The sequence below is a fragment of the Vibrio sp. 10N.222.55.A1 genome (assembly GCF_041473835.1).
Taxonomy (GTDB): domain Bacteria; phylum Pseudomonadota; class Gammaproteobacteria; order Enterobacterales; family Vibrionaceae; genus Vibrio; species Vibrio crassostreae_C.
This window is the reverse complement of sequence record NZ_JBFRSX010000021.1, coordinates 23,088-49,711: the sequence shown is the minus strand read 5'-3', so window position 1 is coordinate 49,711 and position 26,624 is coordinate 23,088. Positions and strand designations below refer to the sequence as shown.

Below are 26,624 nucleotides of genomic sequence, written 5' to 3'. Positions count from 1 at the left end.
GTTCATAAAGGGTGTTGTAGCGTTTTAAGTCATCGGGTTTCATGGGGTTACTCCTGTGAACGACCATCAGGGTGATGGTGTTACAAGAGTATGGTTTGCACTCGTTTTACTCTGCCGCGTAGCGGCTTCGTTCAACAATGGCTTATGTCACAGCTAATTTCAGCTATGTGGAAAATGTAGAGTTTTTCTGTATAGCATAACGAGATGGGAAGCCATCACGCTACTACGGGGAATACTTACTTTAACTCATCGGGAATGCGACGATCTTTGTGGTAATACTCTCGGTCACGTTCGTTGATTTCGCGTACCACTTTGCATGGGTTGCCGACTGCGACGACATTAGCTGGGATGTCTTTGGTGACGATGCTGCCTGCGCCTATGACTGAGTTTTCACCAATGGTGACACCGGGAAGTACGACGGTGTGTGCGCCAAGCCATACGTTGTTGCCAATACGAACAGGAACATTGAACTGCGCTGCTTTTAGCCTGAGTTCCGGGCTGATGGGATGTGTGCCAGTGGCGATGGTCACGTTCGGCGCAATCATCACGTTGTCGCCGATGAATACGTCTGTGTCGTCGACCAGAGTTAAATTGAAGTTCACGTATACGTTGTTGCCTAGGTGCGTGTGACGCCCCCAGTTCGCATGTAATGGTGGTTCAATGTAGCAGCCCTCACCGACTTCGGCGAACAACTGCTTCATGATCTGCTGTCGTTTATCACCTTCGCTCGGGCGAGTGTGATTAAAATCGTATAGCACTTCTAAGCATTGAGTTTGCTCTGCAACCAAATCAACGTCGTCACAGTAGTAAACGTCTTGGCTGTGCATTTTAGCCTTTATATCCATGTTTGAACCTATTTGATCATTGCCTTATGTCGGCATAAATAAAGAAACAGATGGATAATTTGAAGTTTTCACTGGCCTTAATGCAAGTTGGATGAATTAACGCGGCCTAATGTTTTCAGCCACACGCCACAGCACACCACTTGGGTCAGTGATACAAAACTCAAGCATTCCCCATGGCTGTTCAACAACCTCGGAAACGGTAACTTCAAATTCCGACACTACATTAGAGTTTTGGATGTGTTGATACCAACTTTTTACGTCTTCAACCAGCAAGTGCATCATGTAATTGTGACAGTGCGCAGGTTCATAAAAGTTTTGCAGAAGGAACGCACAACTGCCGTGTCGTAGATAGGCGATATCGTGAAATTCAGACTTCACTTCAAAGCCGATTGACTGGTAAAAACGCTTGGATAAATCGAAGTCTTTCGCGGGTACAAAAGACTTAGTTTCTGAGACTTTGAGGTTTTCCATCCTACATCCTTATAGTGTTGATATTCTGCTCCTGACCCGCTTAACGCTTTAAGTAGTTACGGCGTTTATTCAGAGTCTTGCTGAAATGAGTCGACTTCGGCTTTAGTTAGATAACGCCACTGGCCTGCTTCAACATCTAAACGAACATCACCAATCTGTTCACGGTGTAGGCCAACAACTCGGTTTCCTACTGCAGCAAACATTCGTTTCACTTGATGAAACTTGCCTTCTGTAATGGTCAACAGCACTTCTTTATTGGTAATCACTTCAAGCTCTGCCGGACGCGTCGGTTTTTGCTCGCCCTGCAATTGAATGCCCGCTTTAAACTTATCAGCGACATCGTCTTTGATATCTCGTGACAATGTCACGCGGTACACCTTCTTACATGACTTGGTTGGCAACGTGATGTTGAATGACCATCGCCCATCATCGGTAATTAAGACTAAACCTGTGGTGTCGGCATCTAAGCGCCCTGCGATGTGCAGTTCTGATGCTTTGTCTATCTCGATGTAGTTGAACAGTGAAGGATAAACTTCATCGACATTAGAACAGATAGTACCCGCAGGCTTGTGCATTAAGAGGTATCGAAATTCACGCAATTTAAGCGGCATGCCATTAAACAAGATGGCGTTGGTTTCATGAACCTGAGTCGATTCATCGGTGACTGTTTCACTGTTTACGTTCACCTCGCCATTATGGATGTGTTCAATCGCTTCAGGCTTGGTTAGGTCAGTACTTTTACATAGGTATTTATCAAGGCGCATTAATCGTCGGCACCACATTTTGCGCATGGCTTATAAGTACGTTCGCCTTGAGCAATCACCACATAGTCTCGAACGCAGTTATCACATAGCGCCAACTTTGGGTATGCGTCTTTCTGTTTCTTTGCGTTGATGTCGCCTTCGGTGGTGTATACGGTTCTCATTTTTATGCCTTGTTTTAATAACTTGCTAGGCGCAAATTGTATCACTGTTTACAGCCTTGTTTGGAGTGGTGGTGCATAGATAAATTGATTTTAAGCGCCGTCATTCCATGTTCTCGCCCCGTAACGGCTTAACCATGAACAACAAAGTCAACGTGCCACGCCTATCAGTGGTAAAATGATAAAAGCTCACCAACCAATGAAGTCACTAATGAAAAATTGTAATCAATGCGGGAAATGCTGTATCAAATACGGAGATGGTGACCTTGCCGCAACGCAAGAAGAGATTGATTTGTGGGAGTTGTTCAACCCAGACATCTTTGAATATGTTCGAGGAAGCGAGATCTGGTTCGACCCTGAATCTGGCGAACGTTTAACTCGCTGCCCTTTTCTGGAGCTGGTTCCGACGAAAGACACCAAAGCTCAAGCCAAGTACACATGTAGCATTTACTTAGACCGACCAGAAGATTGCCGACACTACCCAAGCCTAATTAATGAGATGGTACGAGATGAGTGTGAAATGATTGAGGTGGTGGATTTACAAGACACGAAGAAAGCTCAAAGGAAACTCGACCTGTTGATGAAAGACAGCCGCCCTTCAAGCTATTCGTAAGCGATGATCTTTTGAAGATCAATCTTCAGTATTAGCTAGTAGCCGCTAAAACCTTAAGCCAAATACTGGTTCGCTTCTAACCAATCAAGCGCAACCAGTGCCGCCAATGAGCATACCGCTCTGTCGTTGCCATCAACAAACTTAAGCTCTTCGATTTCGGCATCTGGAGACAGTTCGCCAGTATAATCAGCAAGATAACAAGTCAATTGCACTGATACGCCTTCCGCCTTGCCATCAGCTTGGCCTGTAAACGTCTCGACGTATTTGATGGAATCAGTCACTAAATCAACTGAGATCTCTTCTTTGATTTCACGAACCAGTGCTTGCTCATCGCTTTCGCCAGCTTCACGCTTACCACCCGGTAGATAGAACAGTTCTTTGCCTTTTGATCTGACCATCAACAGCTTGCCGTCTTTGATGAATATCCAAGCCAGCTTATCAATTACCTTATTCATGTCGTTAGACCTTATTTCTGTTTTAGTTCTCGTTCTTACTGAATCTAGCCACACCATTAGTCGCGACCAAACAAAGCCTGCGTATGTTACACGCTGCAATGAATATACTCTATTGAATCGAATAGGAAATACATAGCCAAAACAAAAAATGACAGCCTTTAAGCACAATGCTCGTTAACCGTCATTAGCGTTGTTTACGGATTGCTCTCTAGCTGTCCGTAGATAGAATCAATCAACTAGCCACTTAAGCGCAGAGTCGTGGTCTTCGAATGACTTTATCTCACCAGACACAAACCAACTCCCTACTTTTGAAGCGAATTCTTGCCAGCTTTTATCACCATAAATCGCGATTTTGTCTATCTTCGAATTGAGCTCTAATCCCAGTTTGAAATCATCCCAAGCAGCACGTAACTCCCAACCCGTTAAGGTGGAGATGTCGACCAGCATCTTGAGTTTCGATGAATCGAGTTCTTCTAGCGTGGTATTTAGAATTGGCATCATTGCTTGATAGTCATCGTGTGTGAGTTTGCCTTTCGCTTTGAACACAACGATGGTTTCACCGCTAACACGTTCAATTCCAACCGATATTCCATGACGTTCGATACTCATAACCTAGCCCTCATAGTGGAAACTAAAGTTAGCTTAGAAGATTAAACAGCAAAGAGATGAGAGGCTTGCGTCAAAACAGACAAGCGCTTTATCTGAACTTAATATCAGAGAGTTAATCGCGCTTTTCCAACAGTTCGCTTAGGGATTGAACTTGCATGACATTCGGATGCTGTGACTTAAGCTCAACTCCTTCCGTGTTCAACCACACCGCTTGCAAACCCGCTTCAAGTGCTGGGTAAATGTCTTTTTCTAAGGTGTCGCCAACCATGGTGATGTCTTGTGGTGCAACACCGAGCTTAGAAATAATGGCAGGATAGAACCCCGGCTCGAACTTAGAAAAGCCAATGCTCGCCTTACAAAAGTAACCCAAGATATATTGAGATAGGCCAACGCGTTCAAAGGCACGAATGATGTCGTCTTTACTGGAATCACCAGCATTGGTGGCAACATAAACTTGATGATTTTTGAAGAGTTCAGCCAGTAATGCACGAGCACCGCTCACTTCTTGTACGGTTTCCCAGTCACACATCTTCCCTTGTGCGTCTGGGAAGTCGACCATCAGCGTATTGCCCCAGTCGAATAAGACTATTTCTGTTAATTCGATTAGCTTTGTCATCTTGCCTCCTGCATACGATGAATTATCTAATGTTTAAGCGAGCCTATAAAAACTTCTCGGACGGTTAGGCTCATTATGGACAACCTTGTTACTGTTTATGGAGCACGATCTTCTAAACACAAAATACCCTTTATTGATAAACCACTTTGAAACGCTCCAACATAAGTAACATGTCTTCACTTGGTGAGATCTTGAGCTCTTCACATTCACGAGAGAAGAAGTTCCAGTGAGCTTCTTTCCACCATTCGAGTGTTTTGTCACCCTCGCCTTCGGCAGCAGCAAACTCCGCCGTCACTTCGTTATATTTGCACTGTGAGACTGAAGTGATCTCTACAATGCAAACTGGCTTGCCATCCCAGTCAGTGACGACTTGCAAGTGACCAACTACTGGTCTCGTCTCGCCTTCATGGCTGTACCAATATTCAAGGCTGCAAGACGCTTGTTTTTCACCCTTGAGAATTAACTGGGCGCAGAGGTTGGCGTTGTATTCATCAGCACAGTAATAGTCGGCACTAAAAGAGGTGTATTGCGAAGCAACGTCTGCTGGTAATGTGTTGAGGTAGCTATCAAGATAAGCTTTGCTTCTTTCTTCCATGATCTTTCCAAATTCAATATCAGGTTGAGCCGATAAACACTTATAGATTAAGCATCTGGCTGCATTGGGAGTAACCTATCAAGTCAGGTTATAGCTGTAAACCGAGTGAATATCAAAATGTGGGCTGAGAAAGAAGAATATAGGTAGGATTTCGAGGCCAGTACAAGGAGATCCAAAAAGTGAAAGAAGAGCCAAAAGCACCTTTAGTCGGTGCTTTTGGCTCTTAGTATCTCGTTACTAATAGCTCGTAACTGACGGGGTATTAACGGTTCAAGAAGTCGACCGCTTTGTCTGGGAAGTCGGTAAACACACCATCAACTTTGACTTGGTTGTAGAAGACATCCAACATGCCATCAAAGTTATCAGCATAAGCTGGGATTCTTCCTGGGTCAGCACGGAACGTGTACGGGTGAACATCTAAGCCCGCGTCTTTTGCTGACTTCATTAACGGTTTAATAATGATGTTATCTTTGGTCGATGCATCGTCCACCAACATTGGCTTCCAAGGGCCTATTCCTTCCGCATAAGACGCCACTTTTTCCATGCCACCAGCTTCAAACATCCAGTCGTAACTGTACGGCGTTGCTTTGTCACCTTGGTAGGTCATGGTTTCATTCCAATCTGTATAGGCCATCAACTGAACGAGCTTAAGATCCATTTCCATCACTGGCATGAGCTCATCGTTAATGCGTTGAAGTTCATTGGCGTCAAAACACTGCAAATACACTTTGTCGTCTTTCGATAGGTAACCATATTGATGCAAGGTCGCAAGTACCGCTTTGGAGATGTCTTTGCCTTCGTGACGATGGAACCAAGGTGCTTTAATTTCAGGATAGATGCCCACGTCATAACCTAAGGTCTTATTTAGGCCTTGGATCAGCTCGATCTCTTCTGCAAAGGTAGCGACACGAAAATCAGACTGCCACATTGGGAAGCGCGTTGGGTACCCTGCCACTCTTTTACCTTGGTCATCGAGGTTAAAGCCTTCGGTCACTTTCAGGGATTTAATCTCAGCGAGCGTAAAATCAATCGCGTAGTAGCGGCCATCGTCACGTGCACGATCTGGAAAGCGATCCGCGACATCGGTGACGCGGTCTAGATAATGATCATGCAAAACCACTAATTGGTCGTCTTTGGTCATCACGACATCTTGTTCGATGTAGTCGGGTTTCATTGCGTAAGCGAGCGCTTTAGCGGGTAAAGTGTGTTCAGGTAAATAACCAGAAGCGCCGCGATGCGCAATCACTAAAGGATCGGCGAACGCATTTGTAGATAAACTTAGTGCTAATAAGGTCAGAGACAGTGACGTTGTTTTCATTATTGTTTCCCTTGATAAAACAGAAGCAGGATATACCTGCCTCTGTTGTTATTTATAGATGTGATTCAGTAAATACACTACTGAGCTAGCGCTTCTCTCTCTCGTTCGAGATCTTTTTGTTTATGGTGCGCACGCTCACCTAAGAAGGCGTAAAGCAGACAGATGATTGAAGCCACACAAGCGCCGACCAAAATAATGAAGCCGCCATCCCAGCCGTAATGGTCAACCATAAAGCCGAGTATTGCGTTCGCAGCAACCGCGCCACCTAAGTAACCAAACAAACCCGTTAGACCAGCCGCTGTACCCGCTGCTTTCTTAGGCGCAAGTTCCAGTGCATACAAACCGATCAGCATTACAGGACCATAGATAAGGAAACCAATCGCAACCAGTGCCAGCATATCAACCGTTGGGTTACCTGCTGGATTCAGCCAATATACCAACACAGCGACTGTCACTAGAACCATGAACAAGATACCTGCAGGTGCACGTCGGCCTTTGAATAACTTATCTGAAATCCAACCACACAATAAGGTGCCAGGGATACCTGCCCACTCATACAAGAAGTAAGCCCAAGATGATTTATCTACAGAGAAGTCTTTTGCTTCTTTTAAGTAAACTGGAGCCCAATCGAGTACGCCATAGCGGATAAGGTAAACAAACGCATTGGCAATAGCGATTGACCACAACAGCTTGTTAGAGAAAACGTACTTAAAGAAGATCTCTTTCGCCGTCATTTCTTTCTCATGAGACGTATCGTAGTCGTCTGGGTAATCGTCTTTGTGTTCTTCAATCGGTGGTAAGCCGCAAGATTGAGGTGTATCTCTTACAGTAAACCAAACAAAGACAGCAACGAGAGTGGCAAAAAATGCAGGAACATAAAAAGCGGTTCGCCAATCGTCGTTAAAAGCCCACAGCCCCAACAAGAACATTGGGCCAATCAAACCGCCACCCACGTTGTGAGCAACGTTCCATACTGACACTATCTCACCACGTTCTTTTCGTGACCACCAGTGGACCATGGTTCGTCCACAAGCTGGCCAACCCATACCTTGGAACCAACCATTCAAGAACAGCAGGATAAACATCGCAGTGATGCTGCCTGTTGCCCAAGGCATAAAGCCAAAGCAGAACATCACCAGTGCCGACATTAACAAGCCACCGCTGAGGAAGTAACGAGGGTTAGAACGGTCAGAAACACTGCCCATTAAGAACTTAGATAAGCCGTAAGCGATAGATACCGCCGCTAATGCAACCCCTAGTTCTCCACGGCTAAAACCTTGTTCAATGAGATAAGGCATCGCCAAACTAAAGTTTTTACGGACTAAGTAGTACCCCGCATAGCCAACGAAGATGCCAAGAAACAGCTGCCATCGTAGTCGTGTGTAGGTGCTATCGATCTTATCTGATGACAAGCGATCGATATGCGCCATAGGTTTGAATATTCCAAACATAGGAACCTCATAATTATTGGGAGAAGGAAGAATTTAAATGCTCGAACGAAAAAATTTGGCGCTCATTCGAAATCAAGGGAATTGTATGTGCTTCAGGATTAATTTCTGTGATAGAGGTAGTTATTAACAAAAAATAACTTTAAATACAGCATATTAGTTTCATTTAATTAGACTGCGCTTCATATTTTTGTTTGTATCTGTTTAATTAAACATCAGAACTTTCGAGTACGAATAAATCCAAAAAGAGCGAGCGAACATAAATCAACCAACAACAACTTTGTTATTACTGCGAATGCATAGTGAATAACAACAATTTTGGTTGAATCTGTGGAGTTATGAAGGTGGTTTGGGCTATTGGTTAAAGAAGTTCGCTAAAATCAATGCAAACAAAAAGGGTCTAGATTTCTCTAGACCCTTTTAGGTAATAACGCTTGGTGGCTTGATGTTGGCTAATTAAGCAAACATTAGCTAATTACTCGAAGTATTAGCTAGCCACACGACGTGACTATGCGTCGATGTATTAGCTAGCCACACGACATGATTATGCGTCGATGTAAAAAGCTTCTACAGTGCCTTTTAGAGTAATAAGCATTGGCTGACCAAAACGATCTAGCGCTTTTGGAGAAGGGATCTTAACCCAACCTTCGCTGATGCAGTATTCTTCAACATCAGTACGCTCTTTACCATTTAGACGAATGCCGATTGGGTATTCGAAACACTCAGCAACGTGGTGTGGGCTGCGTGGGTTACCTGCAAGATGATCTGGTAAAGCTGGTCTTGAATTAGTATCGCTCATGTTCATTACCTGTATGTACGTAAATAAAAAAAGTGCGTCATTCTAGTCAATATAGGCTTTGTGCTCAACAACTGCTGCAATAAATCGTCGTGATCGTTTTAATCGACAGCGAGTTGTTTGATTTAAAGGCGATATATGCATAATTTCAAACGAAAATTTAACAGAGTTATGAGGTGTGGATACAGCGAGCACTTCATTACTTGAAAAGCAGATACCACAAAAGTAGGTTTTCATTGTGAGCCTATCGTTTGACCTCAATACTCATCACTTTATGGTTTGGCTCTGATTCGATGTCGACAACTGACCAACCTAGCCCTTGGTAGAGACCCATGATATTGGTGTACGCGTAGAGTTGAGTTTGCACTGCAGAAGAAACCTGTCTGACACCACGATTAATCAGTTCACTGGCAATGCCTTGACCGCGCCATTGAGGGTCGACAAACACAGCGTTGATCCACACTACATCACGAACTTGGTGAGGTTCTTGAAAATAGGAATACGCCAAGCCACCAATGACCACATTATCGCGAAGTACTGTTATTACTGGAGGGAGTTGTACGTTTTCTTTATATGTATCTTTAAACTTGAAATCAGACCATTCACTTTGAAATAAGCCCTCTAACTCATGCCAATAAGGTGAGTTTTCATCGCAATTTCTAAAGATTACTTTCTGCATTTTTCCGTCCTTTTAAAGAGAGTAATTCGGCTATCCTAGCCTTGTTTAATCTAAGTGTAGGTAAAGCTACTCTTCTTCGTCGTAATCGTCTGCTGGGTCTTGATTAATTTCTTCGCCGCATCCTAGGCATTCACCTTGCAGATCCGTAGGCATCACAATAATCAAACCACAATGAGGGCAAAGATCGCCTTGTTGAAACATCCTGTATTCCTTCTACTTAATGGCTATTGCTTAGGATATTTTTGCTTACTCGCTTCTAGCCAGTCGTGAATCACTTGGCGAGCGGATTCCGACGGAGGTGCATTTCGTTTTCCGCAGATTTGGTCTATTTCAAAAGGAAATGCTTTGCTCGGGACGCGGCGTAAACCTATGGTTAAACGCTGAGGCTTGAGCATGCGGAACACCACATAACGATCGCTCATGATTCGGTTGTGATACACGCCAATACAGTGCTTCTGCTCGATGCCTTCGTGTTCAAGGTCGTAATAATCCGTGAGCGGATGAATGTTGTCATTGCCAAGTAAAGGAACGGGATAAGGGATGTCTTTATCCATTGGGCAGTTACCCTCCAAACGACGTAATTGGCGTTGCTCCGTCCAGCGGTCATGGAGTTGTTCAAACATCGCAAAAGAGTTCTGACTGGTAATCGCGCGCAGTGGATCATCCATCTCCAAATCTTGCCCTAGCAATATCGCATCTTGGAACATCGCCATCTTCGACGGTGCGTTAAGTCTGCCCTCTTCCACCATTGCAATCCCTAGCCTGCTACCAGTTAGAAATGGATGAACTTGGTCCAAACGCAGGGCTGTGTATCCAACTTTTGAGTAATGCTTAAACTTAAGGACTCGTCTTTGCAGTGGTTCGAGAATGCGAACAATGTGGTCGAGTTCATCACCAACATTGTAATGAAGCTCTAGCTTGTCGATGAATTTGAGTGTCGCCTTGCTGCCGTCTAAGCCCAACTTGGTAAGGATCTTCTTCTGCCCTAAGCGACTTAGTGCCAGTGCTTTCTTGTTGTCGACACTGTATCTCATGCAGATCAAAGCCAAAATAACAGGCCTTAATTCAAGCAATTGCGCGGCTTCATAAGTATTCGCAGCAAGCCACAACATCTGGTATTGGTATTCTGGAAAGTCGTCGGTGATTTCACGATAACGCGCAGGTAATGAATTTAGCCAACGACCATTCACGTCAAACTGTTCAACAAGGTTGAGGCTCAGCCCAATGCCTCCATCAAGCGGTCGTCTACCATCTTCAAACACATGAAAGCCGACGAGCTTTTGAGACCAGTCTCGGATCTCAATATCGTAGTCGAAACCTAATGTTCGAGTGGGAATGGTTAGTAGTGCTGTCATTGATGCCTCTTCGTTATTGGCGCATTGAACTATCAAGCCTATCTAACAGCATAAGCTAGCGCTTCAACCACTATATCAACCTTTTGTAAATTTCTTACCAATCAAAGCGATATAAATACGATAGTGCTTAGAAGAACATTGAATGATGATTTTACGGAATATGAGATCTCTTCGATATCATTTGCGTCAACAGAAACTATGCTTGTTACATAACTCACAACAAGAGGCTTTAATTATGGATTACCGACATATTCTGGTCGCACTTGAACTGTCTGACGACACCAAGATTCTCATTGATAGAGCGACCTTCTTCGCTGATAAACTGGAGGCTGGCATTTCATTTGTTTATATCGATGGTACGCATGGAGAAATTTATCCAGAGCTCGTTGATATTCAGGGAAATGACGGTGATTTACCCATCAATGAAGATGCCGTTAAGCATTTGAAAGAGTTTGAAGCCTACGCCAAACACCCAATCAAGCACATTTTCGTGGGAACGGGTGATTTGAACGATAAGCTCAAAAATGCCATCGAAGCAAACGGCGTTGACCTATTGCTGTGCGGCCATCACCATGATTTTTGGCATAAGCTCATCTCCCATTCTAAACAGATCATCGATACTTCCCCTATCGATATTCTCGTTGTTCCTATGGAATAGAAGCTCCAGTTCGACACTCAAAAATAACCGGCTTTGCCAACCTCTATCGGTATTATTGGTTGGCTTGATATCCTCTTCAACACACTCATCCTGACCGAAATCTCCTATTTCCCGCTTAGAGTAGAAATTTGTGATCTTGTCAGCTTATCAACTCGTAAGCGTCTAATAATTAACAAATCACGTCATTTCGATTTGAATCAACGTACTGAAATGTACGACCCAGACCATGCCTTCATCAATCAATGGACAGGCGGTAACGCAGTCACAACAAGCCTCACAAACCAGGACGCATTATGAAATTTAAAACGGTACGACTTGTATTAGGTGACCAACTCAACATTGAGCATTCATGGTTTAGACAGGTTAACGATGACGTTATTTACATCATTGCTGAGCTAAAACAAGAAACAGATTATGTTGCCTCTCACGTTCAAAAAGTGGCCGCGTTTTTCTGTGCGATGGGTTACTTCGCTAACGAACTCAAAGAACAAGGTCATCAAGTACTACACCTTACTCTTGACGACACAACGCAATTTGAAAACCTAGACACACTTTTAAAGCACTATGTACACGAATTCGGCGCAGAGAAATTCGAATATCAAAGGCCAGATGAATATCGCCTCTTAGAGCAGATGAACAAGCTCAAGCTGACCAATGCGACCAAAGGTTGTTGTGATACAGAACACTTCCTCTTTCCATTCGAGGAGATAGAACAACAGTTTCCAAAAGACAAACACATCATGATGGAACACTTCTATCGCCGTATGAGAAAACGTTTCGACATTTTGCTAGAAGACGGAAAGCCCGTTGGCGGAAAATGGAATTACGACGCGAACAATCGAAATAAGCTCAAGAAACAAGACATCGAAAACCTACCTCAGCCGCTGATGTTTACCAATGATATAACCGACATTTTGCAACGTATCGAACGTCACCAAGTACAAACCATTGGTCAAGTCGGTAACCAGTTACTATGGCCGGTGAACCGCGCACAAAGCTTGTCTCTACTCGCTCATTTCTGCCAAGTCTGCTTGCCGTTATTTGGGCAGTTTCAAGATGCGATGACGACAGAGCACGACTCTAAATGGAGCTTGTATCATAGCCGTATATCGTTCTCGCTGAACAGTAAACTGCTGAGCCCTAAAGAAGTGATTGATGCAGCACTGTCGGCCTACCAAGCATCCTGTCTTCGAGACAGCTCACCAGATAAGCCAAGCATCGATATTGCACAGGTCGAAGGATTTGTACGCCAAATACTGGGGTGGCGAGAGTACATACGCGCCGTCTATTGGGCAAACATGCCTGCTTACGCCAACAAAAACCATTACTCAGCACATAATAACCTGCCCCATTACTTTTGGGACGGACAAACCAAGATGAACTGCATGAAGCATGCGATTGACCAGTCTCTTGAGTTTGCTTACGCGCACCACATCCAAAGGTTAATGATCACTGGCAACTTCTGTTTAATCACGGGTATAGACCCTGACCAAGTCGATAGTTGGTACCTCGGTATTTACGTCGACGCGATTGAGTGGGTTGAAATGCCAAATACGCGAGGTATGGCACTGTTTGCGGATGGCGGGATCGTAGGAACCAAACCATACTCTGCCAGCGGTTCCTATATCAACCGCATGAGTGACTACTGCAAAGGCTGTCACTACAAGATAAAAGAACGCAGCGGCGAGCAATCTTGCCCTTTCAATAGCTTGTATTGGCGCTTTATGGACCAGCACCGCGATGCGTTAAACCGCAACCCACGTATGGGCATGTTATATCGCTCTTGGGACAACATGGATGAGCAATCACAACAAGCGATTCTCGATACTGCTGAACAACGAATCACAAACTTGGAGAACTTATAATGGTGGAGCAACTCAGATTACACATATTGGTGGTCGGTGGGAGCGGCGGTATTGGTTTCGCTGTGGTTAAACACCTATTATCTGAGCTCTCTCGGTTTGATTTTCTTGATGTGCATGTAGACGCGACTTACCACTCTCAACAGCCGGAACTAGAAAACAATCGCTTGACCTGGCACAAAGTCGACGCGACCAATGAAGCTGATATCAAGCGTTTGAGTTCTGAGTTTGAACAACTTGATTGGTTGATCAACTGCGTGGGTATGCTCCACACTCCAGATCTTGGACCGGAGAAAAACTTGTCGTCCATCGACCCTGAGTTTTTCCTCAAAAACATCTCTGTGAATACCCTGCCCAGCTTGTTATTAGCAAAACACTTCACGCCGATACTTAAAGCGAGCGACAATCCAAAGTTTGCTGTGGTATCCGCAAAGGTTGGCAGTATTTCAGACAACAGATTAGGCGGTTGGTATAGCTACCGCTCATCGAAAGCAGCCCTAAATATGTTCATCAAAACCATGTCGATCGAATGGCAACGCACCATTAAGAAAGGCACCGTGTTGGCTCTGCACCCGGGCACGACAGACACAGCTCTGTCGAAGCCTTTTCAGACCAATGTCCCTGAAGGTAAGTTGTTTGAGTCAAGCTATGTCGCCCATCAGTTGGTCGATATTATTCGCACTGCCACACCGGATAACAGTGGGCACTTCTACGCTTACGATGGTGAACAGTTAAATTGGTAGTTGATACGAGTGTCCGTCTTTCATTAGTGCTAAAAAAGAAAACCCAACAGAGTTGAAGCTCCATTGGGTTTTTATTTAGAAAGAACGCCTCTGTTTTAAAAGGCGTTTGGTTGATATCTAGCTAAAGATCAAAACTGATCATCACGATTATTCAGCCCAATTGAACTTAGTATCGTCAACACCTTCTTTCTCTTCTTTAGCTCGCTCGCGTCGATGTTGTTCTTCAATTCGCGCAGCGTCTATCTCTTGCATGATGGCTTCGATATCAGCCAAGTCGTCGGTTTCCGTAAACTCACCCGTCAGTTTGCTGTCTGGCTTCAAGTCGCCTTTCTCGTACAGCGCCCACATTTCCTTGGCATACTCGGTTTTTGCCAGTTCAGGAGCAAACTGAGCGTAATAGTCACGGATGTTATTGATGTCACGAGCCAGCATCCACTCAGCGTTGTTGTTAGCCGAAGCGTCAACCGCTTGTGGTAGGTCGATAATTACTGGACCGTACTCATCCACCAATACGTTGAACTCAGACAAGTCACCATGGATCAAACCAACACACAGCATTTTAACTACGTAAGTCATCATCACGGCGTGGTCTTCGATCGCTTGCTCTGCTGACATCACCACATCGTTCAAACGTGGTGCAACGTAACCCTCATCGTCAGTGACCAGCTCCATAAGCAGTACGCCATCAAAGCAACCATAAGGGACAGGCACACGAACACCCGCTTCTGCCAGTTTATATAAGGCATCCACTTCAGCACTTTGCCAAACCTTTTCTTGTTGTTCACGACCAAAGCCAGAGCCTTTTTCCATCGCTCGAGCGCGGCGGCTATTTCGGACTTTTCGGCCTTCACGATACGCGGTCGCTTTTTTGAAGCTGCGTTGGCTTATTTCCTTATATACCTTGGCACAACGGATCGTATCGCCGCAGCGCACAATGTACACCGATGCTTCTTTGCCACTCATGAGTTGGCTTGTCACCTCGTCGACTAAACCGTCGTCAACTAAAGGCTGTATTCTTTTAGGTATCTTCATGCCGCCTTTATACATCACTTATCTTACAGATAGAAATATTAACTTGAGAAATGAATGACGAAACGATTAAAGGATCATCAAAATGATGACAAAGGAAGGAAATATTGGAGTTAACGGGTTTAGATCATGAGGATTGACCTGATCTATTCAGATTATGGGACTAAGACTTATTACGACGACAACGTTCAGAACAGTAGATCACGTCATCCCAACAGCGCTGCCATTTTTTACGCCATGCGAAAGGCTTTTGGCAAACAGGACATATCTTAGTCGGTAAATGGGGTTTCTTGTGCATGGCCGTTCCCTTCTTGAAGCATCCACTTCCTGCGTTTACTAGAGATTCCCTATTACGCTCGTACCTCGCTTTAGGGAATGACGAAGGTAATGCGAACAAATCTAGATTCCCTATTACGTTCGTACCTCGCTTTAGAGAATGACGAAGGCAATACGAACAAAGCCTAGTTCTCTATGACGTTCGTTCCTGACTTTAAGGAGTGACTGCGTAGTGATTTGTGACTACTCCCGACTCCGTCATCCTCGAGAAGGAGGAACGACTGAGTCGGGGATCTGCTTCATCTAGCTCTGCTTCTATTTCTACACTGATGGAATAGAGCTATACGCTAAGCGACAACCTTGTACTGCTTCTCCATCTCACTCACACCTAAACCAGAGTGTTTTGTCACTTTAAGCTGTACGGGTACTCGCTCTTTCAGTGCTTCAACGTGGCTAATCACGCCAATCATCTTGCCTGATGCATTCAAGTTATCCAGTGCGTTAAGTGCAATGTCCAATGTGTCGCTATCCAGTGTGCCAAAACCTTCATCTAGGAACAGAGAATCAATACTGGTTTTGTAGCTCACAAGATCAGAAAGCGCTAATGCCAACGCCAAGCTCACCAAGAAGCTTTCGCCACCTGATAACGTCTTGGTGTCACGCATAACATCGCCCTGCCAAGTGTCGAGCACTTGCAGTTCTAAACCATCATCGGCTTTACGTTTTAGCTCGTAACGACCATGCAAACGCTGTAGCTGCTTGTTCGCCAAGTACACCAAGTTTTCCAGTGTTAGACCTTGAGCAAACTTACGGAACTTGTCGCCGCTCTTAGAGCCGATAAGTGAGTTCAGACGTGAAATATCATCAAAGTCGACCTGTTGCTCGTCGATTTGCTTGAACAGATCTTGTTGATTACTACGGTTCTGGTTATCCGTTTCAAGATTGGCAGAAATTGCGCCGATCTTTGTCGCATGGCTTTGCTGTGCGTTTTGACACTCAGTAGTCGCTTCTTCAACTTGCTGCTGGTTTTGCTCTTGCCATGCTTTCGCATTTTCATGGCTTTGTAGCTCCACTTGCGCCGCTTTAGCGGTGTTCAACCTAGCTTGCGCACTGACAATCGCTTCGTCTAAAGACTTCTTCAGGCTTTGAAGTTGAGCTCTAACCTCTTCGTCTAACAACGCTGCTTCAAAATTAGCCTCACCTTCGAATGGGCTCGTTTTCAGCGCTTCTAGCCAAGCATTTGTCGCCTGTGTGTGGCTTGACTGCTTGCTGACCAACTCGTCCGAGAAACCAGTGTGTTTGGTTTGCTCAGTTCGATGTTCAAGTTCACAACGGTTAAGAACCAACTGCGCTGCATCAAATGCATTTACCGCGTCAGTGACTTTTTGCTTCATCGCATTGCTGGTGGCTTGAATGTCTTTGTCACCAAACAACTCTGTTCTTTCAACCGTTACACGAGTCAGTTCTGACACTAAAGACTCACTCTGTTGCGTCAGTGTCGCGAGCTCTTTCTCAACACTGCTTAGCTTGTCGTCTAAGGTTTTCAATTCGGCATTTTGAGTGATCAGTTGCTTCTCAATATCGGCCTGTTGCTGTTTGGTTTGCTGCCATGTGCTTGATGCTTGTGATTTAGCAGTAAACCAATCATCAATATGTTCAAGTTCAGGCGCTTCGATAGCCGTTTGAACAATGCTCTCTTTCAGAGCGTTCCATTGCTGTTCTTTTGCTAGAGCTATCTGAGCCACTTGTTCGTTCGTGCTGTGATTTTGCTTATTCAGATCCGCTAAGCGTTGCTCGGCCAACTCGAGATTAGATTGCGCCTTGTCAGCCATAACACTTATAGACAGGCGTTGTTTCTCAGCTTCGGCATAATGCGCTTTAGCATCACTCAACGCTTTGAGTTGCTGTGCGCTGTGACTTAGTTGAAGTTCACACTGCTGAGCAAAGGTCTCGACTGTAGCTTCATTGCCTAAATCGTTAATCGTTAACAGCGCCAGTTCAGGAGCCGTGCCAACGAAATCCGATAAACTCTGTTGAAGCTTGCCGACAACGCTTTGCCAATTCAGTTGAGCCTGATGAATATCCGCTTGCGCTCGCTGAATGTCATCGTTAAGCGCAGCAATCATAGGGGCAAGAGAATCTAACTGCTGACGATGCTCTTGGCCTTCTTTTTTGATAGCTGTTAGCTCTAGGTTTTCTCTATCTTTTTGAGCAACCAAATTTGCAATATCTTGCGACTGCTCAATCGAATGGTCTGTTGAACCACACAGTGGGCACTCAGAGCCTGATTCTAGACCTGCACGGTATTTTGCCAACTCGCCTTCTTGATCAATCAAACGCGTTAATCGTTCAAGAGACGTCTCTTTCTCTTTATATCGCTCCACCAGCACTTCACGTTCTTTCGAAAGCTTGTCGACCAACTGGGTGTTGGTTTGATGTGCCTGTGTTTTTGCGTGCAGCTGTTGTTGGGCATTTAGGAAACCACGATTGATCTCAAGTAATGAGTGCGTATTGCGATTCCAAAACTCCAACAGATCTTTTTGCGAATTCAACACTTGCTCGCTAGTGTTGCCTTGCAAGGCTTCCCACTGTTGCTTTGCACTACTTTCTAGCACAACCAATTCAGCTAAAGTTTTATCTTGCGTTGCTTTAGCGTCTTGAGCAGATTTGATAATCGTTTGCTGTGCATCAACCGCAGACAACGCTTGCTTCGCTGAATTCAACTGCTCTGAATGCTGGCGCTCTAGAGTACGAACTTGCTCGACCTTTGCTTGCCACTGACCTAGGTATTTTTCCAAATGCTGGTCAGCTTGATGCGTATTTAAGTACTCAGTACTGCGTTGATCTTGTTGCTTTAGTGCATCTATTTTTTGAACCAAAACGACCTGTTGATTAAGCTGCTGCGTATGTTGCTCGTTTAGCGTGTTCGCTGCATTAACGGTCGCAGTTTGCTTATCTTTGAGTACGGCAATTTGGTTGTCTAGCGGACGCACGAGATCGATGATCTTATCTTGATCTTGTTGCTCACTTTTTACCTGTTCGACAATCGCACTGCTTTGAGTCAGTTTAGTTTGCGCGTCTTGCATTTCTGCATCACGAACGGCAAGTAACTTGGTGCTGTTATCTAGGTGAGCTTGAGTAGTGTTCACCTCTTGTTCGCAACGCTTTAAATCTTTGTGTACTGGACGCAGCTTTTCAGCCGGCTCACTGTTTGCCAAGCGCTCTAGTGACGGTTGGTTACGGTCTAACTCATCTTGCGCGGTTTTAAGATCCTGCTCACTGGTAACAAGCGTGTGCTCAGCTTTGGTTACGTCTTTCCACCAGCTGAGATGGGCTTGCCACTCTTTTAACTGTTCGGCTAGGCGGTTTTGTTCAGCTTCTAGCGTTTCACGCTCAGTGATTAGCGCTTGAATTTGTTCTTCCGAGAGCAGGCTCACGCCTTCTGCTTTCGCTTTGAGCTGATTAAGCGATGTTTCACTCGACTTAAAGTGATCGTAGATGCGCTCTGAGATCAGGCTATACACTTCGGTACCCGTCAGCTCTTCTAGTAGCTCTGCACGATCGTTGGCATTGGCATTTAAGAACGCCGCAAACTCACCCTGAGACAGCATGATCGATTTAGTAAAGCGTGAGAAATCGAGGCCCGTGACCTGCTCCACCAACTTGATCTTCTTAGTGAGCATGGTCTCTAACACTTTATCTGTGTCGGCATCTGCAAATTCACAGGTCGGCGTTTGCAGTGCGCCATCATGTTTGCCACGTGCGCGCTTTTGGTGGAAGTTAGAGCGGTACGTTTTACCCTGCACTTCAAATTCAAGCTCAGCAAAGCACTCGCCCGTACCACGAGTCATTAATTCATTATTACCTTTAGCAATGCTTTTCAAACGCGGTGTGCGATGGAAAAGTGCCAAGCAAATCGCATCAAGAATGGTGGTTTTACCCGCCCCAGTTGGACCAGTAATTGCGAACAGACCGTTTTCTGCAAACGGCGATTGGGTAAAATCGAGCTTCCAACGCCCTTTCAAAGAGTTCAGGTTTTCAAATTCTAGGCTTAAAATCTTCATACTGGTTACTCTTCTACTTTATTTGGTGTTTGAGCGCTTTCAGACACTTCAACCATCACTTGTTTAAACTTCACCGTCATTCGCTCTAAACGTGCTTTTTCAGAATCGGTTTCAAACTCTTCTAAGGCAATACGCTTCGTAAACACGTCCATCGGGCTCAGTTCAGATAAGGTCTCTGCCGACTCTTGCTCTAATGCTTGATTACGACGCTCTCTTGCTCGGCGCAGTTGAAGTACTTCCACATTCAATCCTTCGGTCAGTGCGCGCATACGTTCTTGTAGATCCGACAAGTAATCTTGCGCTTGCACTTCTATCGATAACCATACGCTTTGGTCGCTATCTAAACCTATGTATTGGTTAAGCTGAGATTCGATCTCGCTCAAGTCGCCTTTGATTTCAGCTAGAGGTTGGAATGTGGGAACAGGCAGTTGAGAAATGGTGCGCTCACCTTCAACAAACTCAACCACACACACTTGTTTTTGAGACTTAAGTTCATCAAAACTTAGTGGGATTGGAGAGCCTGAATAACGAATGTATTCACGCTTTGCCACCACTTGTGGGCGGTGGATATGACCAAGTGCAATATAGTCTGCGTCTGGGAAGCCATCAGCGGCAAAACCATCAAGGTTGCCGACATAGATATCACGTACCGAATCCGATTGTTGAACACCCATCGCAGTTAAGTGGCCGGTAGCGATGATCGGCATGTGCTCGCTGTTTGCAAACGTCGCGCGCTTAGCAACCGCCGCATCATAAACACTTTGATAATGCTGTTTGATTGCATCGCCGAGTTGCTTCTGACGCTCAACGCCAGTGACACCCGCCTGGCTCATCAACACATCGCGAGGGCGAATAAAAGGAATGGCACAAACCAGCGCTTCTACATCGCCGTTCTTACCTTTTAGTTCGACAACCTGAGTCGCATGATCTTCATTGGTGTTCGGAATTACGTCTGCGCCCATGTACTTCAGTAATTGCTGTGTCTCCTTCAACACAGACACCGAGTCATGGTTACCACCTAATAACACCAATTGGCAACCGATCTTGTTCGAATCGACCACAAACTTGTTATACATCTCACGAGCGTAACTCGGCGGTGTACTGGTATCGAAAATATCGCCAGCAACAATGATCGCGTCGATGTCGTGCTCTGTAACTTGCTCAAGTAACCATTGTAAAAACCGTTCATGTTCATTCTTGCGGCTTTTATTGTAGAAGTTTTGGCCAAGGTGCCAATCGGACGTGTGAAGAATCTTCATTGCTGCTCACTGGAAGTCTGTAATACCTTTAATCTACCAAAATAGTCGAGATAATTCCCTTTTATAAGCTTGTGAAAACCAACTAATTTCAGGCTTTGGACCAACTCCGCCCATAGCGTGACCAATCGTTATTTTTGACATAAAAAAACCGCTCAACGTTAGAGCGGTTTTAGGTGTCCATAGCTTTAGCTTTAAGCTATTTCACAGAGGTCGTCAAAAATTGTACGAAGCGCCCAGAGTTACTGTTCTAAACGCTACATCACGGCTTTCGGGCCGAAGAATTCGATATTTACTGCATCTGCTTGTGAGATTAAACGTAAGGTTAGGCTTTCTACTGGCGTGTATTCAACACCTATACCAAAATGGAAGCCTAATTACGCGCAGCTAGACAATCAAAGATATTGCAATAGATGCCATGATCACGCCAACGACAAATTCCAACACCTTCCACGCTCTCGGGTTCTTAAACATTGGAGCCAAGAAGCGAGCGCCATATCCAAGTGAAAAGAAGAACACGAATGACGCCGATACCGCCCCAGCGCCAAACAACATTTGATCCGGTTGATATTGAGTTGAGATAGACCCCAGCAATACCACAGTATCCAAATACACATGCGGGTTAAGCCAAGTGAACGCCAAACACATCGCAATCGCTTGGGTTAATGAGTCTTTAGTTTCTGCCGTGGCTTCTAAGGCGTGGTTTTCGGTAAATGCTGATCGGAAGCTTAAGAATGAATAGACACCCAAAAAGATAGCGCCACCATAACGGGCGAACTGCTCAATTTGTGGGAACTGCTTAACGATTGCGCCAAAGCCCGTCACGCCAAAGCTAATCAGTAAGGCGTCAGAAATGGCACATACAGCACAAACTGCCAATACGTGTTGGTTCTTAAGCCCTTGCTTTAAAACAAACGCATTTTGAGAGCCAATCGCAAGAATCAGCGAAAGGCCAAGGGAGAAACCTGCAAAGTAAGTCGACATCTAAGGCTAGTCTCTTAACGCAACTCAATACTCATAAACTGGCTGTGCGGGTCTAACACATAATCAGCAAAGGGTTCACAGTATCCGAAGCCAAACTTTTCATACAGGTTACGCGCAGCCTTAAAGTAGTCTTCTGAGCCGGTCTCTAAACTGATTGTTTGATACTGGCGGGCGGTTGCTGTATCCAATACGTGCTGTAAAAGTTGGCTGGCAACACCTGACTTTCGTGCAAACTGTGAGGTTCTCATCGATTTGAGTTCAGCGTGTTGGGTATTTAGCTCTTTAATGGCAACACACCCAAGTAGTTGGCTGTCTTTCCAAGCACTGAAAAAAGTAATCTCTGGTGACTTGAGCCCATCTAGATCCAGTGCATGAACGCTTTCGGCTGGCGAAGTGGCGTACATATCAGCGAGGTGCTCTTCAAGTAATTCAATGACTTCCCCACCAGACAAGTCATCCACCTTAATTTCTATTGAAGCACTGCTTTCCAATCCTGTTCTATTTTCCATTGAACCCTGTGCATTTATTGCTGATGTCATTGTTTCAACTCTCCTTGTTTAGTTCGCTTATTTAGCTTGAGTGATTTGGTTTTTATCAACAGCCCACTTTCCTGAATTGTTTCCTTTTCAAGAACTCGGTTTGAATCAGTAAAATTACTGATTAATCATAAAATTATAAATGTCACACTGGGTTTACCTAGATACCATATTTTTCCTATCTCGTCTCGTGATAAAAGCGTTCCGCAAAGCCCGTATGGTCGCTGCATTGAGGGAGCAACACCTGTTTTAGTTAACGAATAAGTAGTCAGGGCAAAGTGAATAGCGATGACACGCGTACTGATGTTGTTGGCAGCTTAAACATCCCTTTAAACGGTCTCATTTAAAACGACCATAAGTTAGAAAATAAAACGCTTTCATTGATCGAATATTTGATTGCGATTTTCCAATTTCGGTATATGATGCGCCACCCTAATTTTTCAGCTTATGCTGCAGGCAAATATGTCCGCCAACGCACTCTATACCGACCTATCCGGTTACTATGATTTAATGTGTGTAGATATTGACTACCAAGCGCAAAGTAACTGCGTACGTAGACTCCATCAAATCTTTGGAAATGAAGGAAAAACACACCTCGACTTAGCTTGTGGCACTGGCCCACACGTTCGTCATTTTATTGATTTCGGTTACCAAAGCGGTGGCCTAGATCTTAACAAGCCGATGTTAGATATCGCAGAAGTTCGCTGCCCGGAAGCCAAGTTCTCAGTACAAAACATGAGTAACTTTGAGGTCACGGAACCACTCGATCTTATCACTTGCTTCCTGTATTCCATCCATTACAACGATGGCCTTGAGAAGCTTAAAGAGTGTATTGAAAGTGTGCATCGTGCGTTAAAGCCAGAAGGTATTTTCTGTTTTAACGTGGTTGATAAAGACAAGATCAGCAACGACCTGTTTGTTAGACACACAAAAAACCAAGACAAAGACGATTTCACGTTCCGTTCTGGTTGGTATTACTCTGGTCAGGGTGATAAGCAAGCGCTAAAGCTTAGCATCGAAAAGACGACTGCTGGTGAAACTCAAGTGTGGAATGATGAACACCCAATGGTGGCATTCTCGTTTAAAGAGTTAATCGAGATATTGAAGCCCTACTTCGAGGTTAATATCTTCGAGCACGATTACGACAAGCTGATTCCTTGGGATACTCAGTCCGGTAATGCGCTGATCACATGTGTCAAAATCTAGATTAATAGATAAACGGCAAATTAAACCAAATCTATAGATCAAAAAAGAACCCACACTCGCCATTCTCCTTTTAGAGCATCAGCCAGTGTGGGTTCTTTTGTATCAAGCTATCAGTTACTGAACTCTAAATTAGAAGTCCGCTGTCATACCTACGTAGTAAGTACGTGGCTCTTCAACATAGCCCATGCTCTCTAGCTCTTGTGATACAGCTTCGTCAGTTAAGTTCGTGATACCTGCACGTAGTCGTACTGAAGCATTCACGTTGTAGACAGCACCTAGGTTCAGCGTTGTGTAAGCGTCTTGAGTTAGATCGCTTTCGATCTGACGTTCACCACGGTAACGCGCACTCACGAAAGTACTTAGATCGTAAGTTGGGCTCCAGTTCAGTTTAACTAAACCCGAATGCTTGTAACGCTCAAGTAATTCGTCACCAGTAGACTTATCTTCAGTGTCTAAGAATGTGTAATTACCAGACACACCCCATTCATCAGTAATTTGGAATTGGCCTGTAAGCTCAGCACCTTGAACTACAGCCTCTGATACGTTTGTATAAGTACGCTTACCATTCACATAGCCAGTTGAGCTTGAACTATCAGCGCAACCTTTACCCGATTCAAACACTCCGCCGTTCTCACAATAGGTTTCATCACGATCAATTAGGTCGTTGATTTCATTTCGGAATAAGGCACCTTCAACACTCCAACGAGGTTGGCTATAAATCGCAGCGATCTCATAGTTCAAGCTGGTTTCGGGCTTAAGATCTTCATTACCATGTAAATCACATACGCCTTTACAGCTATTAACTGTGTAGTCTGTCTGATTTTGAGTCAATGTTGGTGCTTTAAATGCTTTACCCACACCACCCTTGATGATCAGGTCATTCGTTGTTTGATGAACCAAGTACACACGTGGGCTGAACTCTTCACCGTACAGTTCATGCTTATCTAAACGACCACCAATGGTTGCCGTTAGTTGATCCGTCATTAACCATTGGTCTTGAACAAATAACGCACCTTGATAAGCTTCAGATGTACCATTGACTAAGTTTTCTTTGTTGGTTAATTCACTCAACTGGTAGTTCATACCAAACGTTACGGTGTGACTATCACCAAGATAAGTGGTCGCCGAAGCTTCAACAATTTGAGTCAGCTCTTCGATGTCACTGCTATAGTTAGTATCTGAGTCCGCAGCATCATTATCTGTCACATTTTCACGTGAATAACGTACTTGCGTGTCACCCCAGCTCCAAAAACCACTATGTGTGATCGCTTGGCTCTGACGTACAACACGTGTGTCAGACTCAATCACAGATGATACGTTTTCCGCAGATGACTCACGTTCATCATCACTGTAGCCAAAATCGAAATCGATGGTTTGGTTATCTGTCGCATTCCATGTCAGGCTTGCAAGTAAGCTTAACGTGTCACGTTCTTCTAGAGCTGTTACATCTGAACGATCGTAACCAAAGCTGTGTGTACCAGAATATGGTTGCCAAGCGTTACGGCTTGTCTGGTTAACAGAAAGGCGAGCAAACAACTCGTCTTCAATCAACGCACCAGATGTCGTGAAGCCCATCGAATACTCTTCCCCTCCATCACCATCAAGTGGAGATGAAGTGTCCATGCTCAGTGTAGAGCTCCAATCGTTTTCTGGAGCCTTAGTGATGATGTTGATTGTACCGCCCATACCATCTGAACCGTAAAGTGCAGACATTGGGCCACGGATTATTTCAACACGTTCGATCGAATCAGCAGGAATCGTTGATAGGTCAAAGTCGTTACCACGGATGATGGCACTTGCAGAGCTTAAACGACGACCGTTCACCATGATAAGAGTGTAATCTGAATCCATACCACGAATAGAGATCATCTGACGGCCAGCACGTGTGCTATCAAAATCAGACTCAACACTCGTTGATTCGGCAACGATGTCTGCCAAGGTAATACCAGGGCTGTCTTCAATGTCTTGCGCGGTGATAACCGACATTGAAGCTGGCGCTTGTTTTAGTGCCATCTCGGTACGAGTTGCCGTAACAACCATTTGCTCATCTGTTGCTTGCGCTTCTTCTTGCGCCAACACGTTAGCTGAAAGTGAGGTACAAATAACAGCGACTGCGATCGAAAGGGGTTTACGAACCAAAAGAGGTTTGCGAATCAAAAGAGATCTCTCAGACATGATATTCATTCTTATATGTGATTGGTAATGATAATGGTTTGCATTAAACAACCAACTACCACTCTTATCAACGAAAGTTTCATACCAAAAATCGATTCTCGTTATTCACCATTCAAATAATGAAAGAGATCTATATCCAACTCGATAGGTATTCGTAATTTTCATTCACCCTGCAGATGGATTATGTATAAAGCTCTTTGAATATATTGCGAACCCAGCGACACATCGGGTCGTTATGAAAGCGCTTATGCCAGTATAAGTAGACGTCTTCTGATGGGTGGCGCAACGCTTTAGGCACGCGTTTACAAACAAGATCTCTTTGCGTAGCGGCTTGTTGAGCAAAAGGTGTCGGTAAATGAAAGATGATGTCGGTTGCTTCTGCCATATCCGGCGCGACGTTAAAATTGGAAAGCTGAATTGGAATGGACAGCTGGCGCTGCTTATCAATCAAGCCAAGATCTTTAAATCGACTTTCGATCGAGAGCTTCTTATCCCCTTGCAGTGAGATTTGACCAAGTTGGCTATTCAACAAGTCATCAACGGTGATCTCTTTGTCCGCCAAAGGATGGTTTTTACTCATCAACAAACGGTAATCGCGGCTAATCACGAACATTCGATACAAATTTTGCTCTGAACTTAATGGCTCATGAGTCGACAACACAAAATGCGCATCACCGGATAACAGAGGCTCAAAGTGTCGTTTAGGGATAGAATCGATATCAACAGTCATGTTCGGCGCTTGCTGGCGTATCTCCGCAACTACTTTCGGCAGCAAGTGCGCGACATTAGGTACTAAACCAAAGAAACGAACCGTACTGTCACTGCTTTGTGGTTCGAATACATCGCCATGTACCAGCTTTTCTAAACGTGTCAGAACCGAATTGAGATCTTGCTTAATGGCTTCTGCTTTTGGCGTTAACTCATAGCCATAAGCCGCTCGCACCAGTAGATCATCATTGAAAACGGTACGCAGCTTTTGCAGAGATCGGCTCACCGTTGGCTGGCTCATATCCAGCGCCAATGCCGTGTTGGAAACGTGCTTCTCTTCAAGAAGGTGTTTAAGAATAACGAGTAGATTGAGGTCGACTTGAGCAAGATTCATTATGCAAATAT

Annotated in this window: 27 protein-coding genes and 1 pseudogene; 5 read left to right on the top strand and 23 right to left on the bottom strand. The window is 44.6% G+C overall.

The genetic code is table 11. The features are described 5' to 3' along the window. Positions 1-236 precede the first annotated feature (236 nt). From AB4493_RS06525 to AB4493_RS06510, 4 genes are all read right to left on the bottom strand, one after another. The gene (locus AB4493_RS06525; RefSeq protein WP_032545924.1) at positions 237-845 is read right to left on the bottom strand and encodes a sugar O-acetyltransferase; all 609 of its coding nucleotides are present in this window, start codon (positions 843-845) and stop codon (positions 237-239) included. A gap of 96 nt (positions 846-941) precedes the next feature. Next, positions 942-1,316 carry a VOC family protein gene (locus AB4493_RS06520; RefSeq protein WP_102428718.1) on the bottom strand — a complete coding sequence of 125 codons (375 nt, stop codon included), beginning with the start codon at positions 1,314-1,316 and terminating at the stop codon, positions 942-944. Positions 1,317-1,381: 65 nt separating this feature from the next. After that, complete coding sequence (locus AB4493_RS06515; RefSeq protein ID WP_372154693.1) at positions 1,382-2,107, bottom strand: pseudouridine synthase; 726 nt, start codon at positions 2,105-2,107, stop codon at positions 1,382-1,384. Next, positions 2,080-2,241 (bottom strand): hypothetical protein, encoded by a 162-nt coding sequence (locus tag AB4493_RS06510; protein ID WP_012604036.1) that lies wholly within the window; start codon positions 2,239-2,241, stop codon positions 2,080-2,082. The genes AB4493_RS06515 and AB4493_RS06510 overlap by 28 nt, the downstream gene beginning before the upstream one ends. 208 nt (positions 2,242-2,449) lie before the next feature. Between AB4493_RS06510 and AB4493_RS06505 the strand changes: the two genes are divergently transcribed. After that, the gene (locus AB4493_RS06505; RefSeq protein ID WP_004733901.1) at positions 2,450-2,851 is read left to right on the top strand and encodes a YkgJ family cysteine cluster protein; all 402 of its coding nucleotides are present in this window, start codon (positions 2,450-2,452) and stop codon (positions 2,849-2,851) included. A 53-nt stretch (positions 2,852-2,904) separates the two neighbouring features. On the opposite strand, the gene AB4493_RS06500 is transcribed toward AB4493_RS06505, so the two are convergent. From AB4493_RS06500 to AB4493_RS06455, 10 genes are all read right to left on the bottom strand, one after another. Beyond that, positions 2,905-3,306, bottom strand: a complete 402-nt coding sequence (locus AB4493_RS06500; RefSeq protein ID WP_029406108.1) for an NUDIX domain-containing protein — start codon at positions 3,304-3,306, stop codon at positions 2,905-2,907. Between the two features lie 228 nt (positions 3,307-3,534). Next, positions 3,535-3,915 carry an STAS/SEC14 domain-containing protein gene (locus AB4493_RS06495; RefSeq protein WP_017057365.1) on the bottom strand — a complete coding sequence of 127 codons (381 nt, stop codon included), beginning with the start codon at positions 3,913-3,915 and terminating at the stop codon, positions 3,535-3,537. A 112-nt stretch (positions 3,916-4,027) separates the two neighbouring features. Continuing rightward, a complete protein-coding gene (locus tag AB4493_RS06490) occupies positions 4,028-4,531 on the bottom strand; it encodes an HAD family hydrolase (protein ID WP_372055888.1) in 504 nt (167 codons plus the stop codon). Between the two features lie 130 nt (positions 4,532-4,661). Next, positions 4,662-5,126, bottom strand: coding sequence for an ASCH domain-containing protein (locus AB4493_RS06485; protein WP_017059207.1), 465 nt, complete (start codon positions 5,124-5,126; stop codon positions 4,662-4,664). A gap of 262 nt (positions 5,127-5,388) precedes the next feature. Further along, positions 5,389-6,444, bottom strand: a complete 1,056-nt coding sequence (glpQ, locus tag AB4493_RS06480; RefSeq protein WP_136974931.1) for a glycerophosphodiester phosphodiesterase — start codon at positions 6,442-6,444, stop codon at positions 5,389-5,391. Between the two features lie 77 nt (positions 6,445-6,521). Then, the gene (gene glpT / locus AB4493_RS06475; RefSeq protein ID WP_029235174.1) at positions 6,522-7,895 is read right to left on the bottom strand and encodes a glycerol-3-phosphate transporter; all 1,374 of its coding nucleotides are present in this window, start codon (positions 7,893-7,895) and stop codon (positions 6,522-6,524) included. Between the two features lie 541 nt (positions 7,896-8,436). Continuing rightward, positions 8,437-8,691 (bottom strand): DUF3297 family protein, encoded by a 255-nt coding sequence (locus AB4493_RS06470; RefSeq protein ID WP_017059204.1) that lies wholly within the window; start codon positions 8,689-8,691, stop codon positions 8,437-8,439. A gap of 241 nt (positions 8,692-8,932) precedes the next feature. Continuing rightward, positions 8,933-9,367 carry a GNAT family N-acetyltransferase gene (locus AB4493_RS06465; protein WP_372154692.1) on the bottom strand — a complete coding sequence of 145 codons (435 nt, stop codon included), beginning with the start codon at positions 9,365-9,367 and terminating at the stop codon, positions 8,933-8,935. A gap of 66 nt (positions 9,368-9,433) precedes the next feature. After that, on the bottom strand, positions 9,434-9,568 hold the full coding sequence (locus AB4493_RS06460; RefSeq protein WP_017059202.1) for a hypothetical protein: 135 nt from the start codon (positions 9,566-9,568) through the stop codon (positions 9,434-9,436). A gap of 23 nt (positions 9,569-9,591) precedes the next feature. Then, a complete protein-coding gene (locus AB4493_RS06455) occupies positions 9,592-10,722 on the bottom strand; it encodes a PcfJ domain-containing protein (RefSeq protein WP_372154691.1) in 1,131 nt (376 codons plus the stop codon). Positions 10,723-10,957: 235 nt separating this feature from the next. Here AB4493_RS06455 and AB4493_RS06450 point away from each other — a divergent pair, with 235 nt between their 5' ends. From AB4493_RS06450 to AB4493_RS06440, 3 genes are all read left to right on the top strand, one after another. Further along, the gene (locus tag AB4493_RS06450; RefSeq protein WP_017063967.1) at positions 10,958-11,380 is read left to right on the top strand and encodes a universal stress protein; all 423 of its coding nucleotides are present in this window, start codon (positions 10,958-10,960) and stop codon (positions 11,378-11,380) included. Positions 11,381-11,673: 293 nt separating this feature from the next. Further along, on the top strand, positions 11,674-13,245 hold the full coding sequence (locus AB4493_RS06445; RefSeq protein ID WP_102321009.1) for a cryptochrome/photolyase family protein: 1,572 nt from the start codon (positions 11,674-11,676) through the stop codon (positions 13,243-13,245). After that, complete coding sequence (locus AB4493_RS06440; protein WP_102398434.1) at positions 13,245-13,985, top strand: SDR family oxidoreductase; 741 nt, start codon at positions 13,245-13,247, stop codon at positions 13,983-13,985. Before AB4493_RS06445 ends, AB4493_RS06440 begins: the two co-directional genes overlap by 1 nt. 147 nt (positions 13,986-14,132) lie before the next feature. Here AB4493_RS06440 and AB4493_RS06435 read toward each other — a convergent pair whose 3' ends face one another. The 7 genes and pseudogenes from AB4493_RS06435 to AB4493_RS06405 all read right to left on the bottom strand — a co-directional run bounded on the left by AB4493_RS06435 (position 14,133) and on the right by AB4493_RS06405 (position 22,133). Next, positions 14,133-15,017 (bottom strand): PA4780 family RIO1-like protein kinase, encoded by an 885-nt coding sequence (locus AB4493_RS06435; protein WP_029235559.1) that lies wholly within the window; start codon positions 15,015-15,017, stop codon positions 14,133-14,135. 160 nt (positions 15,018-15,177) lie between these two features. Beyond that, complete coding sequence (locus AB4493_RS06430; protein ID WP_081324519.1) at positions 15,178-15,312, bottom strand: DUF2256 domain-containing protein; 135 nt, start codon at positions 15,310-15,312, stop codon at positions 15,178-15,180. A gap of 325 nt (positions 15,313-15,637) precedes the next feature. Beyond that, complete coding sequence (locus AB4493_RS06425; protein WP_372154690.1) at positions 15,638-19,354, bottom strand: AAA family ATPase; 3,717 nt, start codon at positions 19,352-19,354, stop codon at positions 15,638-15,640. Between the two features lie 5 nt (positions 19,355-19,359). Then, positions 19,360-20,613, bottom strand: coding sequence for an exonuclease subunit SbcD (gene sbcD, locus AB4493_RS06420; RefSeq protein ID WP_372122211.1), 1,254 nt, complete (start codon positions 20,611-20,613; stop codon positions 19,360-19,362). 213 nt (positions 20,614-20,826) lie between these two features. After that, positions 20,827-20,984 (bottom strand): annotated as a pseudogene (locus tag AB4493_RS06415) (porin family protein); the annotation flags it as partial. A 13-nt stretch (positions 20,985-20,997) separates the two neighbouring features. After that, the gene (locus AB4493_RS06410; protein WP_372154689.1) at positions 20,998-21,594 is read right to left on the bottom strand and encodes a LysE/ArgO family amino acid transporter; all 597 of its coding nucleotides are present in this window, start codon (positions 21,592-21,594) and stop codon (positions 20,998-21,000) included. 14 nt (positions 21,595-21,608) lie between these two features. After that, positions 21,609-22,133: a GNAT family N-acetyltransferase gene (locus AB4493_RS06405; protein WP_372154688.1), complete on the bottom strand. Its 525-nt coding sequence runs from the start codon at positions 22,131-22,133 to the stop codon at positions 21,609-21,611. Positions 22,134-22,592: 459 nt separating this feature from the next. On the opposite strand from AB4493_RS06405, the gene AB4493_RS06400 reads away from it, so the two are divergent. After that, complete coding sequence (locus AB4493_RS06400) at positions 22,593-23,336, top strand: class I SAM-dependent methyltransferase (RefSeq protein ID WP_102321012.1); 744 nt, start codon at positions 22,593-22,595, stop codon at positions 23,334-23,336. Positions 23,337-23,465: 129 nt separating this feature from the next. On the opposite strand, the gene AB4493_RS06395 is transcribed toward AB4493_RS06400, so the two are convergent. Further along, positions 23,466-25,511, bottom strand: a complete 2,046-nt coding sequence (locus tag AB4493_RS06395; protein ID WP_372154687.1) for a TonB-dependent receptor domain-containing protein — start codon at positions 25,509-25,511, stop codon at positions 23,466-23,468. A 181-nt stretch (positions 25,512-25,692) separates the two neighbouring features. Continuing rightward, positions 25,693-26,613 carry a LysR family transcriptional regulator gene (locus AB4493_RS06390; protein ID WP_372154686.1) on the bottom strand — a complete coding sequence of 307 codons (921 nt, stop codon included), beginning with the start codon at positions 26,611-26,613 and terminating at the stop codon, positions 25,693-25,695. Positions 26,614-26,624 lie beyond the last annotated feature (11 nt).